This window comes from Streptomyces sp. NPDC001714, assembly GCF_042892755.1.
GTDB lineage: Bacteria > Actinomycetota > Actinomycetes > Streptomycetales > Streptomycetaceae > Streptomyces.
In genome coordinates this window covers 101306-118922 of the sequence record NZ_JBIAUL010000025.1, presented here as the reverse complement: position 1 = coordinate 118922, position 17617 = coordinate 101306, and the positions used below count along the sequence as shown (strand labels likewise).

16 protein-coding genes and 1 rRNA gene are annotated in these 17617 nt (G+C 70.1%); 7 read left to right on the top strand and 10 right to left on the bottom strand.

What is annotated here, in order from left to right; translation table 11 throughout:
- Positions 1-82: ribosomal RNA gene (rrf, locus tag ACFY0P_RS44425) — 5S ribosomal RNA — on the top strand; the annotation flags it as partial.
- A gap of 50 nt (positions 83-132) precedes the next feature.
- Here rrf and ACFY0P_RS44420 read toward each other — a convergent pair.
- Positions 133-681: an isochorismatase family protein gene (locus ACFY0P_RS44420; protein ID WP_388927423.1), complete on the bottom strand. Its 549-nt coding sequence runs from the start codon at positions 679-681 to the stop codon at positions 133-135.
- A 71-nt stretch (positions 682-752) separates the two neighbouring features.
- Between ACFY0P_RS44420 and ACFY0P_RS44415 the strand changes: the two genes are divergently transcribed.
- Positions 753-1319 carry a GNAT family N-acetyltransferase gene (locus ACFY0P_RS44415; RefSeq protein ID WP_388927420.1) on the top strand — a complete coding sequence of 189 codons (567 nt, stop codon included), beginning with the start codon at positions 753-755 and terminating at the stop codon, positions 1317-1319.
- Here ACFY0P_RS44415 and ACFY0P_RS44410 read toward each other — a convergent pair.
- The 9 genes from ACFY0P_RS44410 to ACFY0P_RS44370 form a co-directional block, all read right to left on the bottom strand.
- A complete protein-coding gene (locus ACFY0P_RS44410; protein ID WP_388927417.1) occupies positions 1316-2839 on the bottom strand; it encodes a type IV secretory system conjugative DNA transfer family protein in 1524 nt (507 codons plus the stop codon). The genes ACFY0P_RS44415 and ACFY0P_RS44410 overlap by 4 nt on opposite strands.
- An 11-nt stretch (positions 2840-2850) precedes the next feature.
- Positions 2851-4269: an ATP-binding protein gene (locus ACFY0P_RS44405; RefSeq protein WP_388927414.1), complete on the bottom strand. Its 1419-nt coding sequence runs from the start codon at positions 4267-4269 to the stop codon at positions 2851-2853.
- Between the two features lie 14 nt (positions 4270-4283).
- Entirely contained in the window at positions 4284-5843 is a 1560-nt protein-coding gene (locus tag ACFY0P_RS44400; protein ID WP_388927411.1) for an SCO6880 family protein, read from the bottom strand.
- The gene (locus tag ACFY0P_RS44395) at positions 5840-7177 is read right to left on the bottom strand and encodes a hypothetical protein (protein WP_388927408.1); all 1338 of its coding nucleotides are present in this window, start codon (positions 7175-7177) and stop codon (positions 5840-5842) included. Before ACFY0P_RS44395 ends, ACFY0P_RS44400 begins: the two co-directional genes overlap by 4 nt.
- Positions 7167-7997, bottom strand: a complete 831-nt coding sequence (locus ACFY0P_RS44390) for a hypothetical protein (RefSeq protein ID WP_388927405.1) — start codon at positions 7995-7997, stop codon at positions 7167-7169. The genes ACFY0P_RS44395 and ACFY0P_RS44390 overlap by 11 nt, the downstream gene beginning before the upstream one ends.
- Before the next feature lie 140 nt (positions 7998-8137).
- The gene (locus tag ACFY0P_RS44385) at positions 8138-8446 is read right to left on the bottom strand and encodes a hypothetical protein (RefSeq protein WP_089101683.1); all 309 of its coding nucleotides are present in this window, start codon (positions 8444-8446) and stop codon (positions 8138-8140) included.
- 345 nt (positions 8447-8791) lie between these two features.
- Positions 8792-10099, bottom strand: a complete 1308-nt coding sequence (locus ACFY0P_RS44380) for a peptidase S8 (RefSeq protein WP_388927402.1) — start codon at positions 10097-10099, stop codon at positions 8792-8794.
- 382 nt (positions 10100-10481) lie between these two features.
- Positions 10482-11855, bottom strand: a complete 1374-nt coding sequence (locus ACFY0P_RS44375; protein ID WP_388927399.1) for a peptidase S8 — start codon at positions 11853-11855, stop codon at positions 10482-10484.
- Between the two features lie 295 nt (positions 11856-12150).
- Positions 12151-12753 carry a TetR/AcrR family transcriptional regulator gene (locus tag ACFY0P_RS44370; RefSeq protein ID WP_388927396.1) on the bottom strand — a complete coding sequence of 201 codons (603 nt, stop codon included), beginning with the start codon at positions 12751-12753 and terminating at the stop codon, positions 12151-12153.
- 90 nt (positions 12754-12843) lie between these two features.
- On the opposite strand from ACFY0P_RS44370, the gene ACFY0P_RS44365 reads away from it, so the two are divergent.
- From ACFY0P_RS44365 to ACFY0P_RS44345, 5 genes are all read left to right on the top strand, one after another.
- Positions 12844-13752 carry an oxidoreductase gene (locus tag ACFY0P_RS44365; RefSeq protein ID WP_388927393.1) on the top strand — a complete coding sequence of 303 codons (909 nt, stop codon included), beginning with the start codon at positions 12844-12846 and terminating at the stop codon, positions 13750-13752.
- A gap of 114 nt (positions 13753-13866) precedes the next feature.
- A complete protein-coding gene (locus tag ACFY0P_RS44360; RefSeq protein WP_388927390.1) occupies positions 13867-14634 on the top strand; it encodes an SDR family oxidoreductase in 768 nt (255 codons plus the stop codon).
- 196 nt (positions 14635-14830) lie between these two features.
- Positions 14831-15604, top strand: a complete 774-nt coding sequence (locus tag ACFY0P_RS44355) for a trypsin-like serine peptidase (protein ID WP_388927387.1) — start codon at positions 14831-14833, stop codon at positions 15602-15604.
- An 86-nt stretch (positions 15605-15690) separates the two neighbouring features.
- A complete protein-coding gene (locus tag ACFY0P_RS44350) occupies positions 15691-16710 on the top strand; it encodes an NlpC/P60 family protein (protein WP_388927384.1) in 1020 nt (339 codons plus the stop codon).
- 193 nt (positions 16711-16903) lie between these two features.
- Complete coding sequence (locus ACFY0P_RS44345) at positions 16904-17596, top strand: phosphatase PAP2 family protein (protein ID WP_388927381.1); 693 nt, start codon at positions 16904-16906, stop codon at positions 17594-17596.
- Positions 17597-17617: the final 21 nt, after the last annotated feature.

The following is a 17617-nucleotide window of genomic DNA, read 5'->3' as shown; positions in this document are numbered from 1 at the left end:
CATTCCGAACCCGGAAGCTAAGCCTCACAGCGCCGATGGTACTGCAGGGGGGACCCTGTGGGAGAGTAGGACACCGCCGAACAAATATTGAGAAAACCCCCGCATCATCGATGCGGGGGTTTTCTGCGTTATTCAGAAGGTCACCTCTGCCGTCTCGGCCGTGCCGCCCTTTCGCCCCGGAGCCTCCTGCCAGCTCCAGTAGAGGTTCGTGTGCGAGATGACCTGTTCCGGGGCCGGCGCGCCGTACGCGGTGAGGTCCTCGGTGGTGTGGGCGTCGGCGACCAGCGTCGCGTCGTAACCGCGGACCATCGCGCCGTGCAGGGTGGAGCGGATGCAGGCGTCGGTCTGGGCCCCGGTGACGACCACGCGGCCCACGCCGTGCTCGGCCAGCACGGACTCCAGCTCGGTGTCCTCGAAGGAGTCTCCGTAGCGCTTGTGGACGAGGGGCTCGGTGGCTTCGCGGACGAGTTCCGGGACGTACTGCCAGGGGGCGCTGTCGGGCTTCAGCTCGTCGCTGGAGTGCTGGATCCAGACGACGGGGACCGCCTCGGAACGGGCCTTGTCGAGCAGGGTGTTGATGTTGGCGATGACCTCGTCGCGGTTGTGGGAGCTGTCCACCACCCCGTTCTGCACGTCCACGATCAGCAGGGCGGTGTTCGGACGGTTCGGAAGAGTCGTCATGGCGCCCACCGTAGACCGCGGCACTGACAAACCAGGTGAGTGCGGGGGGCGGTGAGGGTTAGCGTGGCCACATGAGTGCTACGACCAGCGGTGATTACGTGATTCGCGCGATACGGGCCGACGAGTGGGAGGCCGTCAAGCGGCTGCGTCTCGTCGCGTTGCGGGATCCGGTTGCGGACATCGCGTTTCTCGAGACCTATGACGACGCCCTGCGGCGGCCGGACTCGTTCTACCAGGAGCGGGCGGCACGTTCGGCCGAGGAGCCCAGTGGTGCGCGGCAGTTCATCGCCGAGGCGGCCGACGGGGAGTGGGTGGGGACCGTGACCGTGCTGATCGAGGAGGCCGGGACGACGGACTGGGCCGGGTTTCCGGTCGAGCGGCGGCAGGGGCACGTCGTGGGCGTGTTCGTACGGCCAGAGCACCGGGGGAGCGGGCTGATCAAGGCGTTGTTCGACGCCGGTGTGGCGTGGGCCCGGGAGCGAGGCGCGGAGCGGGCGCGGCTGCTGGTGCACGAGGACAACCCCCGCGCCCAGGGCGCCTACCGGAAGGCCGGGTTCGTGCCGAGCGGCGTGACCGTGCGGCTCGAGGCGGACGCGGGCAAGCGGGAGTTCGAGTTCGTTCTGGAGTGGCCGGCCTAGACCGGCAGCTCCCGGTGCGGCCAGCGGGAGCGGGCCTGTTCGTGGGAGCGGAGCAGGGCGAGGGACGGCAGACCCTGGTCGGAGCCGGAGGCCAGCAGGTCGGGGAGCTGGGGGAGCGGGGCCACGGCTGCCACGTCGTCCAGGACCAGGGTCAGTGGTGGGTCGAGCCGACCGGAGGATGACCGTTCGGCCATGCGCCGGCCGTGCTCGACCACGCTGGAGACGAGGGCCGTCAGGAGGGGCATCGCGCCGGGGTTGGTCCTGGGGTCCTCGATGGATTCACCGACCACATAAAGCGTGCCCCCTTCGTCGACGAAGGAATCCAGGGCGAGGGCATCGGATCGGTTGGGTGTGCAGGCCTCGCGGATGTTGACCGTGAAGAGGGCGGCGAGCGCCCTGGCCGTCAACTCCTGGGCGATGTCGCGGCGTTCCGGGTGGGACGTGAGGGCGGCTTCCAGCTCGCCGGCGGCGCCCGGGGCGGCCTTGGGGTGGGTGCGGAGGGTTCGTACCGCGTCCTGGACGCCGGTGCCCTGTGCCCAGCGGTGGACGTGGCGGATCGTGCGGTTCTCCAGGGCGGCGGCGTGGAGGTAGCTGCGCAGGAGGGTCTCGGCCGTGTCCGTGACCGTCTGGTCGATCTTCGCGGTGGGTCTGACCGGGGTGAGGAGGGCCTGGGCGCGCTGGATCGCGGTGGGCTTGTCCTCGCAGTGGGCCGTGGGGGACCAGTGGAAGCGGGCGGGGGTGTCGCAGAGGTGGTTCGGGTCGTAGAGGAGGACGGGGCCGAGTTTGGCTCTGGCGTCCTTCGTCTCCGACCAGAGGGCGGGGTTCGAGGTGACGACGAGGGCGGGGCCGAGAGCGTCCCGGATCGCCTGGGTCGCGGTCGTCTGCCGGCTCTCCCGCGGTGCGACGTGGATTCTGGTCCAGGTGTTCAGCCGGTCACCGTTGAGGGCGGGGCGGATGTCCTCGAGGGTGGGTTCCGGTGATGCGGCGGCCGTCATCGGGATCGTCGGCTGCTGGAGGGGTTCCTGGAAGGCCGTCGGGCGGGACTCCTGGAGAGCCGCCGAGCGGGCCTCCTGGCGGGCTTCCCGGCCCGTTTCCGGTTCGGTGCGGGGCTCCGGGACCGCGGTCGCGTGTCTGCTCTTCGCCGTGGCCGCCCGTCTTCTCCTTCCGGCCCGCCACCGGGCGACCGTCCCCAGCACGAACACGGTGAGGACGATCAGGACCATCAGCTGGCCGATGAACAGGCCCCAGAACAGTCCCCAGCCCGCCAGTCGAGCCGCCGGTGTGTCCGGCCAGGCGCCCGTGATGTCGTGCGGGGAGCCGATGAGGTGGCGCATCGCGAGCGGGGTGTGGGAGAGGCTGACCGTCGACGGCCAGCTGCCGTGAGCGAACCAGGCCGCCAGGCCCGTCGCCGTCCACACCATGATCGTGATGCCGAGCAGGAACCCGAGTATGCCGATCAGCAGGCCGTCGGGAATCCCGCCGCCCTGCTGATCGCGCTCCTGCCGAGGGTCCGGTCTCACGAACGGCCTCCCTACGCCACCGTCGATTCGGAGTCGCCGAGGTGCTGCTCCACGAAGGCGGCAGCCCGTTGCTCCGCCTCCAGTTCGGCGGCGACCAGGGCGTCGTCCGGGGACAGCAGGACGTCGCTGGACGACTCGGTCATCGCGCGGTCGGTGAAGACGAGCGGGCGTTCCGTCTCGGTGACCAGGTGTTTGACCACCTGGACGTTGCCGTTGACGTCCCAGACGGCGATACCGGGGGTCAGGGTCGGGATGATCTCGACCGCCCAGCGGGGGAGACCGAGGACGCGGCCGGTCGCCCGTGCCTCGTCCGCCTTCTGGGCGTAGACCGTCCTGGTCGACGCCATCTTCAGGATCGCCGCCGCCTCCTTGGCCGCCGCGCCGTCCACGACGTCGGAGAGGTGGTGGACCACTGCGACGAAGGAGAGACCCAGGCGGCGGCCGAACTTCAGCAGGCGCTGGAACAGCTGGGCCACGAACGGGCTGGCGATGATGTGCCAGGCCTCCTCGACCAGGAAGATGCGCTTCTTGCGGTCGGGGCGGATCCAGGTGTGCTCCAGCCACACGCCGACGATCGCCATCAGGATGGGCATGGCGATGGAGTTGCGGTCGATGTGGGAGAGGTCGAAGACGATCAGTGGGGCGTCCAGGTCGATGCCGACCGTGGTCGGGCCGTCGAACATGCCGCGCAGGTCACCGTCGACGAGCCGGTCCAGGACCAGGGCGACGTCCAGGCCCCAGGCCCGTACGTCGTCTATGGCGACGTTCATCGCCTCGGCCGACTCCGGCTCGGGGTGCCGGAGCTGCTCGACGATGTCCGTCAGGACGGGCTGGCGGTCGAGGATCGACTCGTTGACGTACGAGTGGGCGACCTTGAGGGCGAAGCCGGAGCGTTCGTCGAGGCCGTGGCCCATCGCGACTTCGATGATGGTGCGCAGCAGCGCCAGCTGGCCGGTGGTGGTGATCGCCGGGTCCAGCGGGTTGAGGCGGATGCCGTGGTCGAGGGCCGCCATCGGGTCGAGCCGGATGGGTGTTATCCCCAGCTCTTCCGCGATGAGGTTCCACTCGCCGACGCCGTCCTCGCCCTGGGCGTCCAGGACGACGACCTGGCGGTCGCGGAAGCGGAGCTGGCGCAGGACGTAGGTCTTCTCCAGGGCCGACTTGCCGTTGCCGGACTCGCCGAGGACCAGCCAGTGCGGGGCGGGGAGTTGCTGGCCGTAGAGCTGGAAGGGGTCGTAGATGTAGCCCTTGCCGGAGTACACCTCGCGGCCGATGATCACGCCCGAGTCGCCGAGGCCGGGCGCGGCCGTGGGGAGGTAGACCGCCTGGGCCTGGCCGGTGGAGGTGCGGACCGGTGAGCGGGTCGTCTCGACCTTCCCGAAGAGGAAGGACGTGAAGGCTTCGGTGAGGACGGACAGCGGGTCCCTCATCAGCGCATCAGCCTCTACCTTCGGATTCCGGTGGCGAAGGGCAGTGTGTTCACGAAGGCGCGGTGGTGCTCGCGGTCGCACCACTCCAGCTTCAGGTACGACTTTCCGGCGGACGCCCTTATCGTGCGCTTGTCGCGGTTGAGGGCCTCCGGGGTGCGGGAGGAGACGGTGATGTAGCCGACCAGGTTGACGCCGGCGGCGCCGCTGGCCAGGTCCTCGCCGCGCTGGTCGAGGCGGTTGTGGGCGGCGATGTCGCGGGGGTCGACGGTCCGGTTCATCTTGGCGGCGCGGCTCGCCTCCGCCTCGTCGTTCGTCTTCTCGGTCAGCATGCGTTCGATGGCGACCTCGGTGGGTTCGAGGTCCATGGTGACGGCGACCGTGCGGATGACGTCCGGGGTGTGGACCAGGAGCGGGGCCAGGAAGTTGACGCCGACCGGGGTCATCGGCCACTCCTTCACCCAGGCCGTGGCGTGGCACCAGGGCTCGCGGGTGGCGGACTCGCGGGTCTTGGCCTGGAGGTACGTCGGCTCCATCGCGTCCAGTTCGGCCGGCCAGGCGTTGCGCTGGGTCATGGCCTGGATGTGGTCGATGGGGTGGTCCGGGTCGTACATGGAGTGGATGAGCGACGCCAGGCGGCCCTGGCCGAGGGGCTGGCGGACGCGGATGTCCGCCTCCTGGAGGCGGGAGCAGATGTCGGTGAGCTCGCGGGCCATGACGACCGCGAGGCCGGCGTCGCGGTCCAGCTTGCGGCCGGACTGGGGGCGCGCCGCGCGGGCCATCGCCTGGGCCTCGGCGGCCAGTTCGCGGGAGTAGTGCATGCAGGCGACGAGGTACGCGCGGTGCTGCTCGCTGCTGGTGGAGACCATGGACTGGAGCTGGTCGTAGGAGCGGGACAGCCAGTCCGGGGCCTTGTCGTCGCCGCGCTGGGCGACGTCCTTGGCGTGCGCGTCGGGGTCGGCGGGGAGGGTGCGGGCGAGCATCTGGAGGCGGGTGACGAAGCCGTCGCCGTTGGCCACGTGCTTGAGGAGGGTGCCGAAGCGGTCGACGAGGGCTTCCTGGTCCTCGGAGTCGCGCAGGCCGACGCCGGGGCCCTCGATCTCGATGGCCGCGGTCACCGTCTTGCGGTCCGCGTGCAGGAGTACGGCGATCTCGTCGGGGCCGAAGGGCGCGGCGAGCCAGGTGATGCGGCCGATGCCGGGCGGGGGGCCGATCTCGACCTCACGGCCGTCGAGCCGGGTGCCGGCCTCGGAGGCCGTGGAGCGGTAGACGGTGCCGTTGCGCAGGGTTCGCTTGAAACTGCGGTTGATCTCGAACCACTTGTAGAACGTGCGGCGCTTGTACGGCACGTAGACCGCGGCCAGTGCGATCAGTGGGAAGCCCATGAGCAGCACGATCCGCAGGGAGAGCACCGGGACGAGGAGCCCGCACATCATGCCGAGGAACGCGCCCGCGATGATGAGCACGATCTCGCCGGACTCACGGTTCCTGCCGATGATCGCATTCGGCCGGGCGCGGCCGATGAGATACGTACGGCGGGGCGTGATCGGATGGGACAGGTGGGACTCTGTCGTCAACGCCCTTCACCTCCCGAGCTGTTGTTGCGGGTGTTGCTGGCGTGCGGGGTGTTCGCCGGGCTGGGCGCGCGGGGTGCGGGTGCGGCGGAGGGGACAGTTCCGCCGCCACCACCGTTCGGGGTGCGCGTGCTGTGCGCGGCGACGCCGCCCGAGGCGGGGTTGGACGGGCGGGCACCGGAGGCGCCGGAACCGCCGCCGTTGTTGTCGGCGCGGGCGCTGTGCGTTCTGATGCCCTGGGCGACCAGGTTGGCGGGGCTGCTGATGACTGCGGCGGCCTTGCCTTCGGCGCCCGACATGATGCGGTTGCTGCGGCCTGCGGCGATCTCGTCGCCGAAGCCGGGGACGAAGCGGTAGATCATCGCGCTGGCGAAGATGGCGAGCAGGATGATGGCGAGGCCGGAGACGACGGCGGAGAAGGAGTCGGGGCCGCCGTCGGAGGACAGGGCGCCGGCGAGGCCGAGCACTATCACGATGACCGGCTTCACGAGGATGACGGCGATCATGATGCCGGCCCAGCGGCGGACGTGGCCCCAGAGGTTCTTGTCGACGAGGCCGGCGTAGACGACGGTGCCGAGGAGGGCGCCGACGTAGAGCAGGGCGGCCCTGATGACGAGCTCCAGCCAGAGGACGCCGGCGGCGAGGATGCTGACGAGGGAGACGACGATCAGCATGATCGGGCCGCCGCCGATGTTGTCGCCCTTGCTGAGGGCGCCGGAGAAGGTGCCGAAGAACGTGTCGGTCTGGTCGCCGGTGGTCCTGGCGAGTACGTCGGTGACGCCGTCGGTGGCCGAGACGACCGTGTAGAGGATCAGCGGGGTGAAGGCGGAGGCCAGGACGGTCAGCCAGAGGAAGCCGATGGCCTCGGAGATGGCGGTGGTGAGGGGGACGCCTCGTACCGCGCGCTTGGCCACGGCCAGCAGCCACAGGAGCAGGGTCAGGATCGTCGACGCGGCGAAGACGACGGCGTACTGCTGGAGGAACTTCTCGTTGGTGAAGTCGACGTTGGCGGTCTCCTTGACGGCGTCGCTGAGCTTGTCGACGGTCCAGGAGGCGGCCTTGGCGCAGCCCTGGGCGAGGGAGGAGAGGGGGTCGAGGGTGGAGGTGAGAGGGTCGGTGGTGGAGCCGCCGCCGCTGCCGCCGGAGCCGCTCTCGCAGAGCTGCAGGGACGGGCCGGTGATTCCGGCGCAGTTGTCGCTGCTCGGCGTGGCGGACGGGGTCGCGGAGGGGGTCGGCGTCGGGGCCGCGAAGGCGCGGGCGGCCAGGAGGACGGCGGAGGCCTGTACGGAGGCCACCAGGCCGGTCAGCTTGAGCACGCGGTGCTGGCTAGCGGGCATAGGTGAACCCTCCGAATTCCTGGACCGCCTTGCTGATCTCGTCGGTCCCGGAGACGGGATTGTCTCCGTTGACCGGGGTGGGGCCGGTTCTCTGACTGGACTCCAGGACCTTCCAGTCGCCGCCGCTCCAGCTCAGCTTCATGGTGATGGTGAACCAGTTGCTGGTGACAGGGGTGGTCGACTTCTCGCCGGCCATGCCGAACAGGCCGTTGCACCAGACCTCGACGGTGGCGGCGGCGTCGGTGTACGACGTGACCTTGGTACCGGCGGGCAGCGTGCGGTTGACGAAGGTGCTGCCCTGGGGGGCCGTACCGTCGGTGTTGAGGCCGGCCTTCTTCAGGAAGTCGGCCGAGTAGTCGGCGTCGAAGCCGGACTGCATGCTGTTCATGACGCCGGGGTCGGCGACGGTCTGCACGATCGCGTGCCGGGTGGCGGTGATGAACATGCCGTCGGAGCCCAGCGCGGTCGCGTAGTTGGCCGCCGCGCTCTGCGCTCCCTGCCTGCTGTGTGCGTACCCCGTCGGGATTCCGTCGCTCTTCGTCTCCACCGGCTTGGTCCCGCTGGCCGCGGTCGAGGAGGTCACCGGCCCGCCGTTGCCGGTGCTGTTGGTGTCGGCGCTGTTCGAGGAGGTGTCGTTCCCGCCTCTGTTCGCGAAGGCGATCGCCGCGATGAGGAGGACGACCACGCCGACGACCGTGACCAGGCTCCGGGAGGAGGACCGGCCGCCGCGGCGGGAGGCGCCGCCGTACGGGTCGCCCTCGGGCAGGCGGGTGCGCGTGTGGCCGGTCTCCGGGTAGCCGGGCTCGTCTCCGAGGCTCATGCCGGGTGCTCCCCCTCCACGTCGTACCGGAACGCGTAGCAGTACGACGGTAGCCGTGCTGGTTCCCGCGCGGGCGCGGTGTGGTGACTCGACATCAGGGAAACGCAACCTCGGAGCGGGGGATACGGAGGTCCAGGCGGCTAGACGGCCATGCCGTACACGATGGTGAACAGGGTGCCGAGTGAGCCGATGATGAAGACTCCGGTCAGTCCGGCGATGATGAGGCCCTTGCCCTGTTCGGCACTGAAGGTGTCACGGAGGGCCGTGGCGCCGATGCGCTGTTTGGCGGCACCCCAGACGGCGATGCCGAGGCAGAGCAGGATGGCGACGGCCATGACCACCTGGATCATCGTCTTCGCTTCGTTGCCCAGGCTGCCGAAGGGGCCCCAGTCCGGAGCGATTCCGCCGATGATGGTGTTGATGTCGCCCTTGTCGGCTGCAAGGAACATGTAAGTCACCGCCCCTGGTGGGTAGTTCTGTCCGCCCCTGCTCGGTGCAGAGGTCACGCATCATTGTCGCCGACAACGTCGCCGGAGTATGTCGACTTGACGTCATTGATTGGCGGGTTTCGTACGAAGGGTTCGTACGGTCACTCTGTGTATCACGGCAGGTCACGCCGGGCAATGAGGCCTGGGCGGAACCTGTGGTGCAGTTCCGTCGTTGACACCTTTTACGACCTGGCGGGGTTTTTGACGGCCAGTCGGGTGAATACCACCGTCCCGATGTTCTCATGACGAACGGGTCGCGGCTGGTTGCCGCGACCCGTGAGCCCGTGAGAGGGAGGAGCGCCGGTACTAGTTGGCGAAGGCGGTGATGCCCTCGGGGGTGCCCCAGCCGGTCGGGCCGTCGTAGCCGGTGCCCGCGGTGCAGAAGTACGAGGTGGAGCAGGAGCCGTTGTTGCCGCTCGTCACGTCGTTGAGGTACGAGGTGCCGGCGTAGTCGTACGGGTACTGCGCGGGGTAGGTGCCGCTCGCCGGGGTGCCGGCGAGGGCGTAGACGCCGGCGATGATCGGCGCGGAGACGCTGGTGCCGCCGAAGGTGTACCAGCCGGCGGTGACGCCGTAGGAGTCGTAGACGGAGACTCCGGTGGCGGGGTCGGCGACGGCGGAGACGTCGGACTCCATGCGCTTGGTGCAGCCGGTGTCGGTCTGCCAGCTGGGCTTGGCGTCGTAGGAGGAGCAGCCGGAGCCGGTGCCCTCGGTGCTGGACGTCTTCCAGACGGTCTCGGTCCAGCCGCGGGTGGTGGAGGACGTGGACAGCTTGGTGCCGCCGACCGCGGTGACGTACCGGGAGGTCGCCGGGTACTCGGCGCCGTAGGCGCTGTCACCGGAGGAGACGGTGATGGCTACGCCGGGGTGGTTGTAGTACGAGGTGTCGTACGAGGTCTGCGAGGAGGACTCGGAGCCGCCGTAGCTGTTGGAGACGAACTTGGCGCCGAGGGTGACGGCCTCGTTCTCCGCGGTGCCGAGGTTGGCGTAGCTGGCGCTGGTGGCCTCGACGAGCAGGATCTTGCAGTTCGGGCAGATCGCAGAGGCCATGTCGAGGTCGAGGGAGATCTCCTCGGCCCAGCCGCTGTCGGAGGAGGGCAGCGAGGTGGTGGAGCCGGTCTGGCTGACCTTCTTGAAGCAGCCGTTGGCCGTCGTGCAGGCCGACAGGCCGTAGTACGAGCGGTAGGTGGCGAGGTCGGACTCGGCGTTCGGGTCGTTGTAAGCGTCGACGATCGCGATGGTCTCGCCCGAGCCGTTGGAGGCCGAGGCGGAGGTGAGGCCGTAGGCCGACCGGAGGTTGGTCGGGCTGTAGCCGGAGGGGGTCGACGCGTCGGCCGCCTTCGGGGTGATGCCGGTCTTCGCGGCCTGCATCTTCTGGAAGGCGGTGAGACCGCCGGTGACGCGGTAGGACTTGCAGGTGAGGTCACCCGTGTGCTTGGGGGTGGCACAGGGGGTCGAGACGTAGGTCACTTTGGTGGACGCGGTGGCAGCCGCGTCGGCCTGGGCGGCGGTGCCGAGGCCGGTGAAGACCAGCGCGGCCGTGGCCACTGCTGCGGCGCCGATCCGGCGCCAGCTACCGTGGGTGGACGGTCTGTTGGGGGGAGTGGAACGCATACGTGCAGCCTCCTGAGTTCCGGAACTGGGGTGGGAACAGGGGCGGTGCGGGTGGTCGGTACGGGTTCCCCGGCGGCGGGGCGGCGGCCCGCGAAGAGAATCCTTTGTTGAGTACGTGACAACAAGAGGCTGCTGGAATCCTGACTTCCGCATTGCCGAACGGGGCCTTCGCGTGACCTTTCGATGGCCGCCCGTTGGATTGCGGGTGACGGGCGTTTGACTCAACTCACAGGAACCTCACGGGAGTTGCCAAGGACAGGAAAAACGGGCCACGGCCGGCTGCCGTGGCCCGTCTCTCTTTCCCTGCCGCCGAGGGGACCCCACGTCCCCCTCACGGTGGCGGCTCCCCGTGACCCGACGGGGAGGTCAATCGGTGCGGGGCTCAGCCGGTGAAGGCGTCGGTCCCCTCGGGGGTGCCCCAGCCGGTCGGGCCGTCGTAGCCCGACTTCGCGGTGCAGTAGTACGAGACGGAGCAGGAGCCGTTGTTGCCGCTGGTCACGTCGTTCAGGGCGGAGGTGCCGGCCGCCGCGTACGGGTACTCGGCCGGGTAGTCGCTGCTGCCCGGGGTGCCGGCCAGCGCGTAGACCGAGGCGATCAGCGGCGAGGAGGCGCTGGTGCCGCCGTAGGTGTTCCAGCCGGTGCCGTCGGAGCCGTAGGAGTCGTAGACGGAGACTCCGGTGGCGGGGTCGGCGACGGCGGAGACGTCGGCGATCATGCGCTTGGAGCAGCTGGTGTCGGTCTGCCAGCTGGGCTTGGCGTCGTAGGCGGAGCAGCCGGAACCGGTGCCCTCGGTGCTCGACGTCTTCCACACCGACTCGGTCCAGCCGCGGCTGTTGGAGGAGGTCTTCAGGGCGGTGCCGCCGACGGCGGTCACGTACCGGGAGGCGGCCGGGTACTCGGCGCCGTAGCCCTCGTCACCGGCGCTCGCGGTGATGGCCACGCCCGCGTGCTTGTAGTACGAGGTGTCGTACGACGTGTCCGAGGACGACTCGGAGCCGCCGTAGCTGTTCGACACGAACTTGGCGCCCAGCTTGACGGCCTCGTTCACCGCGGTGCCCAGGTTGGCGTCGGAGGCCGACTTGGCCTCGACGAGCAGGATGTTGCAGTTCGGGCAGGTCGCGCTGACCATGTCGAGGTCGAGCGACTCCTCGCCGGCCCAGCCGCTGTCGGCGGAGGGGAGCGAGGTGGTGGAGCCGGTCTGGGAGACCTTCTTGAAGCAGCCGTTGTCGGTCGTGCAGTCCGACAGGCCGTAGTACGAGCGGTAGGTCGCCAGGTCTTCCTCGGCGTTCGGGTCGTCGTAGGCGTCGACGATGGCGACGGTCTCGCCCGAGCCGTTGGAGGCGGCGGCGTCCGTCAGGCCGTAGGCGGACTGGATGTCGCTCGGGCCGTATCCGGTGGGGGAGTCGGATGCGGCGTTCGGCTTGACGGTCTTCGGCGCGATGCCCTTGAGGGCGGCCTGCTTCTCCATGAAGGCGGTGGTGCCGCCGGTGACCCGCAGGGCGTTGCACGCGGCGTAGCCCGTCTTCGGGGTGGCGCCGCAGCCGGCCTTCTCGTACCGGACGTGGGCCTTGGCGACCTGGGCGGCGATGGCCTTGGCGCTGACCTTGTGGGTCGCGGTGGCGGTCGCGGTGGCCGCGCTGGCGTGGGCCGCGGTGCCGAAGCCGGCCACGAGGAGCGCGGCGGTGGCGGCCGCTGCCGAGCCGAGCTGGCGCCATCTACCGCGTATGTGGGGGGAGTTGGGGGTGGGCGTGCGCAACGTACAGCCTCCTGGGAGAGGTGGGACAGAGGCCTGCGGGTGGGGGACCACCGGTGTGGTTGCCGGTGGGGGCGGCGGCCCGCGACGAACCATCCCCTTGTTGAGTACGCGACAACAAGGTGGGTTTCGGAATCCTGACTTCCGCGTTACTGAAGGGCGGGAAGGACTTACTGATCATTGGGGCCCGGATGGCCGGAAGTTGGGGTTCGATTGACCCGAAGGCCCTCCGGGGCGGGGTTCAATGCGCGTTGATCGGGGCGTACCGAGCCCCCGTAAGCCCTCAAGTGGGCCGGGATCAGCGGGGCTTGAGGCCGTGCAGGACGAGGTGGACGTGCTGGTCCAGAGCGGCGAGGACCGCGTCCGGCGGGAGGGTGCCGTTGGTGGCCAGCGCGGCCAGGCCGTGGATGCAGGCCGCGGCCGTGAGGGTGACGGTCTCCGGGTCGCCCTGGACGATCTCGCCGCGCCGCTGGGCGTCGGTCACCAGCAGGACGAAGGAGCCCAGGGAGTGCTCGGCGGCGGCGGCCAGGTCGGTGCCGATGCCCGGCTCGTGCTTGCGGGAGTACATCAGCTCCAGCAGCTCGGGGTTGCCGACGGCGAAGCCGACGTAGGCGCGGGCGAGCGCGGTCATGCGCGGTTCTAGCGCGGCGTCCGGGAGGTCCGCCGAGGCCAGGGCCTGATTCAGCCGCTCGTAACCGCTGAGGGCGAGCGCGTCCAGCAGGGCCTGCTTGTCCTTGAAGTGCCGGCCGGGGGCCGCGTGGCTCACCCCGATGTCGCGGGCCAGTTCGCGCAGGGACAGGGCGGCGGTGCCCTTCTCGCGCAGGGTTCGCTCGGCGCTCGTGAGCAGGGCGGCGCGCAGGTCTCCGTGGTGGTAGGGGCGGCTTTGCGGCATGGGGGCCATCGTATCCCGATGTAGTCGACGTCAGCTTTGTTGTCGTTGCCATCTTTGTTGTCGTTGACAGCATTGTTGTCGACGCCTACATTGGCGGACATGGCTGAGAAGAATCGCAAATGGAACGTTTCCGACCTGCCCGCCCTCTCCGGCCGTACGGCCGTGGTCACCGGTGCCAACAGCGGGATCGGTTTCACGGCCGCGGACGCGCTGGCCCGGGCCGGTGCGCATGTGGTGCTGGCGGTACGGGACCCGGAGCGCGGGCGGGCCGCCGCGGCGCGGGTGAACGGCAGCACCGAGGTCCGCCGCCTGGACCTGGCCGACCTGGCCTCGGTACGGGAGTTCGCCGCGGGCTGGGACCGGCCGCTGGACCTCCTGGTCAACAACGCGGGCGTGATGATGCTCCCGGAGCTGCGCACCAAGGACGGCTTCGAGATGCAGTTCGGCACGAACCATCTGGGCCACTTCGCGCTGACCAACCTGCTCCTGCCGTACCTCACGGACCGCGTGGTGACGGTCTCCTCGGGCCTGCACCGGGGCGGCGACGGAGTGATCCACTTCGAGAACGTGAACCTCGAGGGCGCCTACAACCCGACCCGCGCCTACGCCCAGTCCAAGCTGGCGAACCTGTTGTTCGTGCTGGAACTCCAGCGCCGGCTGACGGCGGCCGGCTCCCGCGTCCGCGCTCTCGCCGCCCACCCCGGCTACGCGGCCACCAACCTGCAGAGCCACACCGCCAACCCGCTGGCCCGCCTGGGCATGCGGGTCGGCAACCGCCTCTTCGCCCAGGACGACCGCGCGGGCACCCTCCCCACGCTGTACGCGGCGACCCAGGACCTGCCGGGCGCCAGCTTCGTCGGCCCGGACGGCCTGGGTGAGATGCGCGGAGCGCCGACCCTGGTCGGCCGCAGCGCGGCGGCGAGCGACCCGGCGGCGGCCCGCAGGCTGTGGACGCTGTCGGAGGAGATGACGGGGGTGACGTGGCCGCTCGGCGTCGAGGCCGCGTGAAGGTGCCGTGCCCGGGGTGACCGCCCAGTTTCTGGACGCCCGGCGGGCCCGTCTCGGCACCCGGATACGGTGAGCGGACACGACGGACACGACGATTCTCCGGGAGGTGGCCGGATGAGCGGCGGCGCCGTGGACTTCGCGCTCGACGGGCGTACGGCCCTGGTGACCGGCTCCGTGCGGGGGCTGGGCCTGGAGATGGCGCGGGGTCTGGCGGGCGCCGGTGCGCGGGTGGTCCTCAACGGCCGGGACGCGGCCACGCTCGAGGAGATGGCGGCGGCCCTGCGCGAGGACGACGGCCTGGACGTCACGGCCGCCGCCTTCGACGTCACCGACCGCGAGGCGGCCGAGGAGGCGGTGACCGCCCTCGGCGCGATCGACATCCTTGTCAACAACGTGGGCCACCGGGACCGCAGGGGCGTCGAGGAGATGGCCCCCGACGAGCTGTCCGCGCTGCTCGACGTCCACCTGACGTCGGCGTACGCGCTGAGCCAGACGGTCGCCCGGGGCCTGGCCGCACGGGGCACCCCGGGCCGCATCATCAACGTCTCGTCCGTCGTCGGCCAGCTCGGCCGCATCGGCGACGTCGCCTACGCCACCGCGAAGGCGGGCCTCGACGGCCTGACCCGGGCGCTCGCGGCCGACCTGGGCCCCAGCGGCACCACGGTCAACTCGGTGGCCCCGGGCACCTTCGCCACCGACGTCAACGCGGAACTCGCCGAGGACCCGGAGTGGGGCAGGTGGCTGCGGACCCGGACCGCACTGGGGCGATGGGGCCGCCCGGCCGAGATCGCGGGCATCGTCGTCTTCCTGGCGAGCGACGCGGCGTCGTTCATCACGGGGCAGACGATCGCGGTGGACGGGGGGATGACTACGACGTTCTGAGCGCGGGGGCGGCGCATGACGCCTTCGCGTCGCCGGCCCTCAGGAAGACGGGCCTCAGAGGCAGTCCGAGGCGCGATGCCGTGACCGACGGGTTCCCTCTCCACGGCGAGGCCGGTCGGCCGCAAGGGCGGTTCCCGGAAAAAACTCAGTGAAGTCGGGAACCGTTTCTCACCTTTGTGGGGGACAGTAGGCGCTGATGAAGCGCACCTCACGCATCTCTGCCACCTCGCGACGCGTCGCGCTCTGCGCCGTCGTCGTGCTGGCCGCCACCTCGGCCTCCGTCGCGGCCGCCGACGAAGCTGCGGGGCCGTTCGGGGTGACCGCGGTGGTCGGGGCCACCGCCGAGAGCGCGAAAGTCGGGGCGCTGTTCGGCGCCGACAAGGCCGGGAGCCTGTCCGGCAACCACTTCTGCACCGCCTCCGTCGTGCACAGCCCGCAGCGGGACCTGATCGTCACCGCCGCGCACTGCATCGACGGGGACGGCGACGCCACGGGGCTGGTGTTCGTGCCCGGGTACCGGGACGGGCAGGCGCCGTACGGGGTGTGGAAGGTCGGGAAGCGGTATCTGCCCGACGGGTGGGCCCACGGGCAGAGCGAGGACAGCGACGTCGCCTTCGCCGTCGTGGAGAAGCGGGACGGGAAGCAGGTCGAGGACGTGACCGGGAGCAATCGGTTCGCCGCCGGGGTGGCCACCGGCGCCACCGCGGTCACCGTCACCGGGTACCCCGACCTGCGTGAGGTGCCCGTCAGCTGCACCAACAAGCCCGTCGCCCACAGCGCCACCCAACAGCGCATCGACTGCCCGGAGTTCACGGGGGGCACGAGTGGGAGTCCGTGGGTGAACGGGGACCACGAGGTGGTCGGGGTGCTGGGCGGGCACGAGCAGGGCGGCTCGACCCCCGACGTCTCGTACAGCGTGGTGCTCGGCCGGGAGGCCGCCGAGCTGTACAAGGACGCCACGGGTGACTGAGACGGCCTGCTGAGGGCGCGTCATGTGCGCCGTCTTCCTGTGAAATAGCGCCACTCTCGGCCGAAATGGCGTTGAACAGCCCTGACATGGGGGAGGGTTGGGGCGTGCGGAAAGTATGGGTGGTCGGTGGCGCGGTGACGGCGCTCGGGGTGAGCTTCGTCATGCTGCTCGTCGTCGGCGTGTACGTCGTCGCCGGGAACCTCCTCAACGGGGTCGGCGGCGCCTCCAAGACCCTGGCCAAGGGAGCCGTGCCGGCCGCGTACTCCACCCTCGTGCAGAAGTGGGGCAACCTCTGCTCCGCCATCAACCCCGCCCTGCTCGCCGCACAGCTCTACCAGGAGAGCGGGTTCAACCCGCACGCGCAGAGTGCGGCGGCCGCGCAGGGGATAGCTCAGTTCATCCCCGGCACCTGGGCCACGCACGGCATCGACGGCGACGGCGACGGCGACCGGGACGTCTGGGACCCGAACGACGCGATTCCGTCGGCCGCCTCCTACGACTGCCAACTGGCGTCCTACGTGAAGGAGGTGCCCGGCAACATCTCCGACAACATGCTCGCCGCCTACAACGCGGGGGCGTACGCGGTCATCAAGTACCAGGGCGTGCCGCCGTACAAGGAGACCCAGAACTACGTCAAGACCATCACCACCCTGGAGCAGAGCTTCGCCGCGCCCGTCAGCCGGCTCTCGCCGACCAAGCAGGCCGCCGGGGCCATCAACTACGCCCAGAAGAAGCTCGGCACCCCCTACCTCTGGGGCGGCAACGGCACCGCCGCGGACGGCGGCCGCTTCGACTGCTCCGGGCTGACCAAGGCGGCGTACGCCAGTGTCGGTATCACGCTGCCGCGGGTCGCCAACGACCAGTACAACGCGGGACCGCATCCCTCGCGGGGCGAGCTGCTCCCCGGGGACCTCGTCTTCTTCTCCACCGACCTCTCGAACTCCCGCGCCATCCACCACGTGGGGATCTACGTCGGCGGCGGCTACATGATCGACGCGCCCTACACCGGGGCCGTGATCCGTTTCGACCCCATCGACTCGGCCGACTACTTCGGGGCCACCCGGGTCACCGAGGATGGCGCGAAAGCACTCCCCACCACGGTGTGAACGGAGCGTATAACCCACCCCCTGAGCTGGGGGTTTGTGTTTCTCTTCGATAACGTCTGCGTGATCATTCGGTGGAACCTGGAACGTAGTGGTGTCGGCCGTGCGTTCCTGTTGACGTAGCCGACCACGGGGGTGGCAGCGAGCGACGCACACCAGGTGCGTCCCGGAACGACGACGAAGGGGCCGCAGCGCGATGGCTGTAATCGCCGAATCCGGGTCGAACCCTGACGTCGACCTGCTCTACGACATCAATGGCCTGGCCAAGGACGCACCGCACTGGTTCGACCGGGCCATGGAGTTCGTCGGGGAGTACGGGCTGCTGGTCGCGATGGTGCTGCTGGTGGTGTGGTGCTGGTGGTCCGTGCGGCGCCGTGGCGACGAGGACGCCCCGTCCACCATGGCCGCGCTGGTCTGGGCGCCGCTCGCCGCCGCGATCGCCGTCCTCGTGAACGTTCCCATCCGCGGCTTTGTCGAGCGGCCCCGGCCCTTCCTCACCCACCAGGGGATCGACGTCCTCGTCTCCGGCAAGACCGACTACTCCTTCGTGAGCGACCACGCGACGATCACCATGGCGCTGGGGGTCGGGCTGTTCGTCGCCAACCGGAGGTTCGGGGTGGCGGGGATAGGGCTGGCGCTGGTGGAGGGGTTCTGCCGGGTGTACATGGGGGTGCACTACCCGACGGACGTGGTCGGCGGGTTCGCGCTGGGTACGGCGGTCGTCCTGCTGCTGTCTCCGCCGGCGACCGCGCTGCTGACGCCGGTGATGAAGGCGGTCGGGGGGTCGGCGCGGGTGGGATGGATCGTGCGGGGCCGGTCGGCGCGGGTGGGACTGGTGCCGGGGGCCCGGGCGTCGGTGAAGGCCGAGGAGCGGGACCTGGCGGCGTAGGCGGGGGCCGAGGTCGGGGGG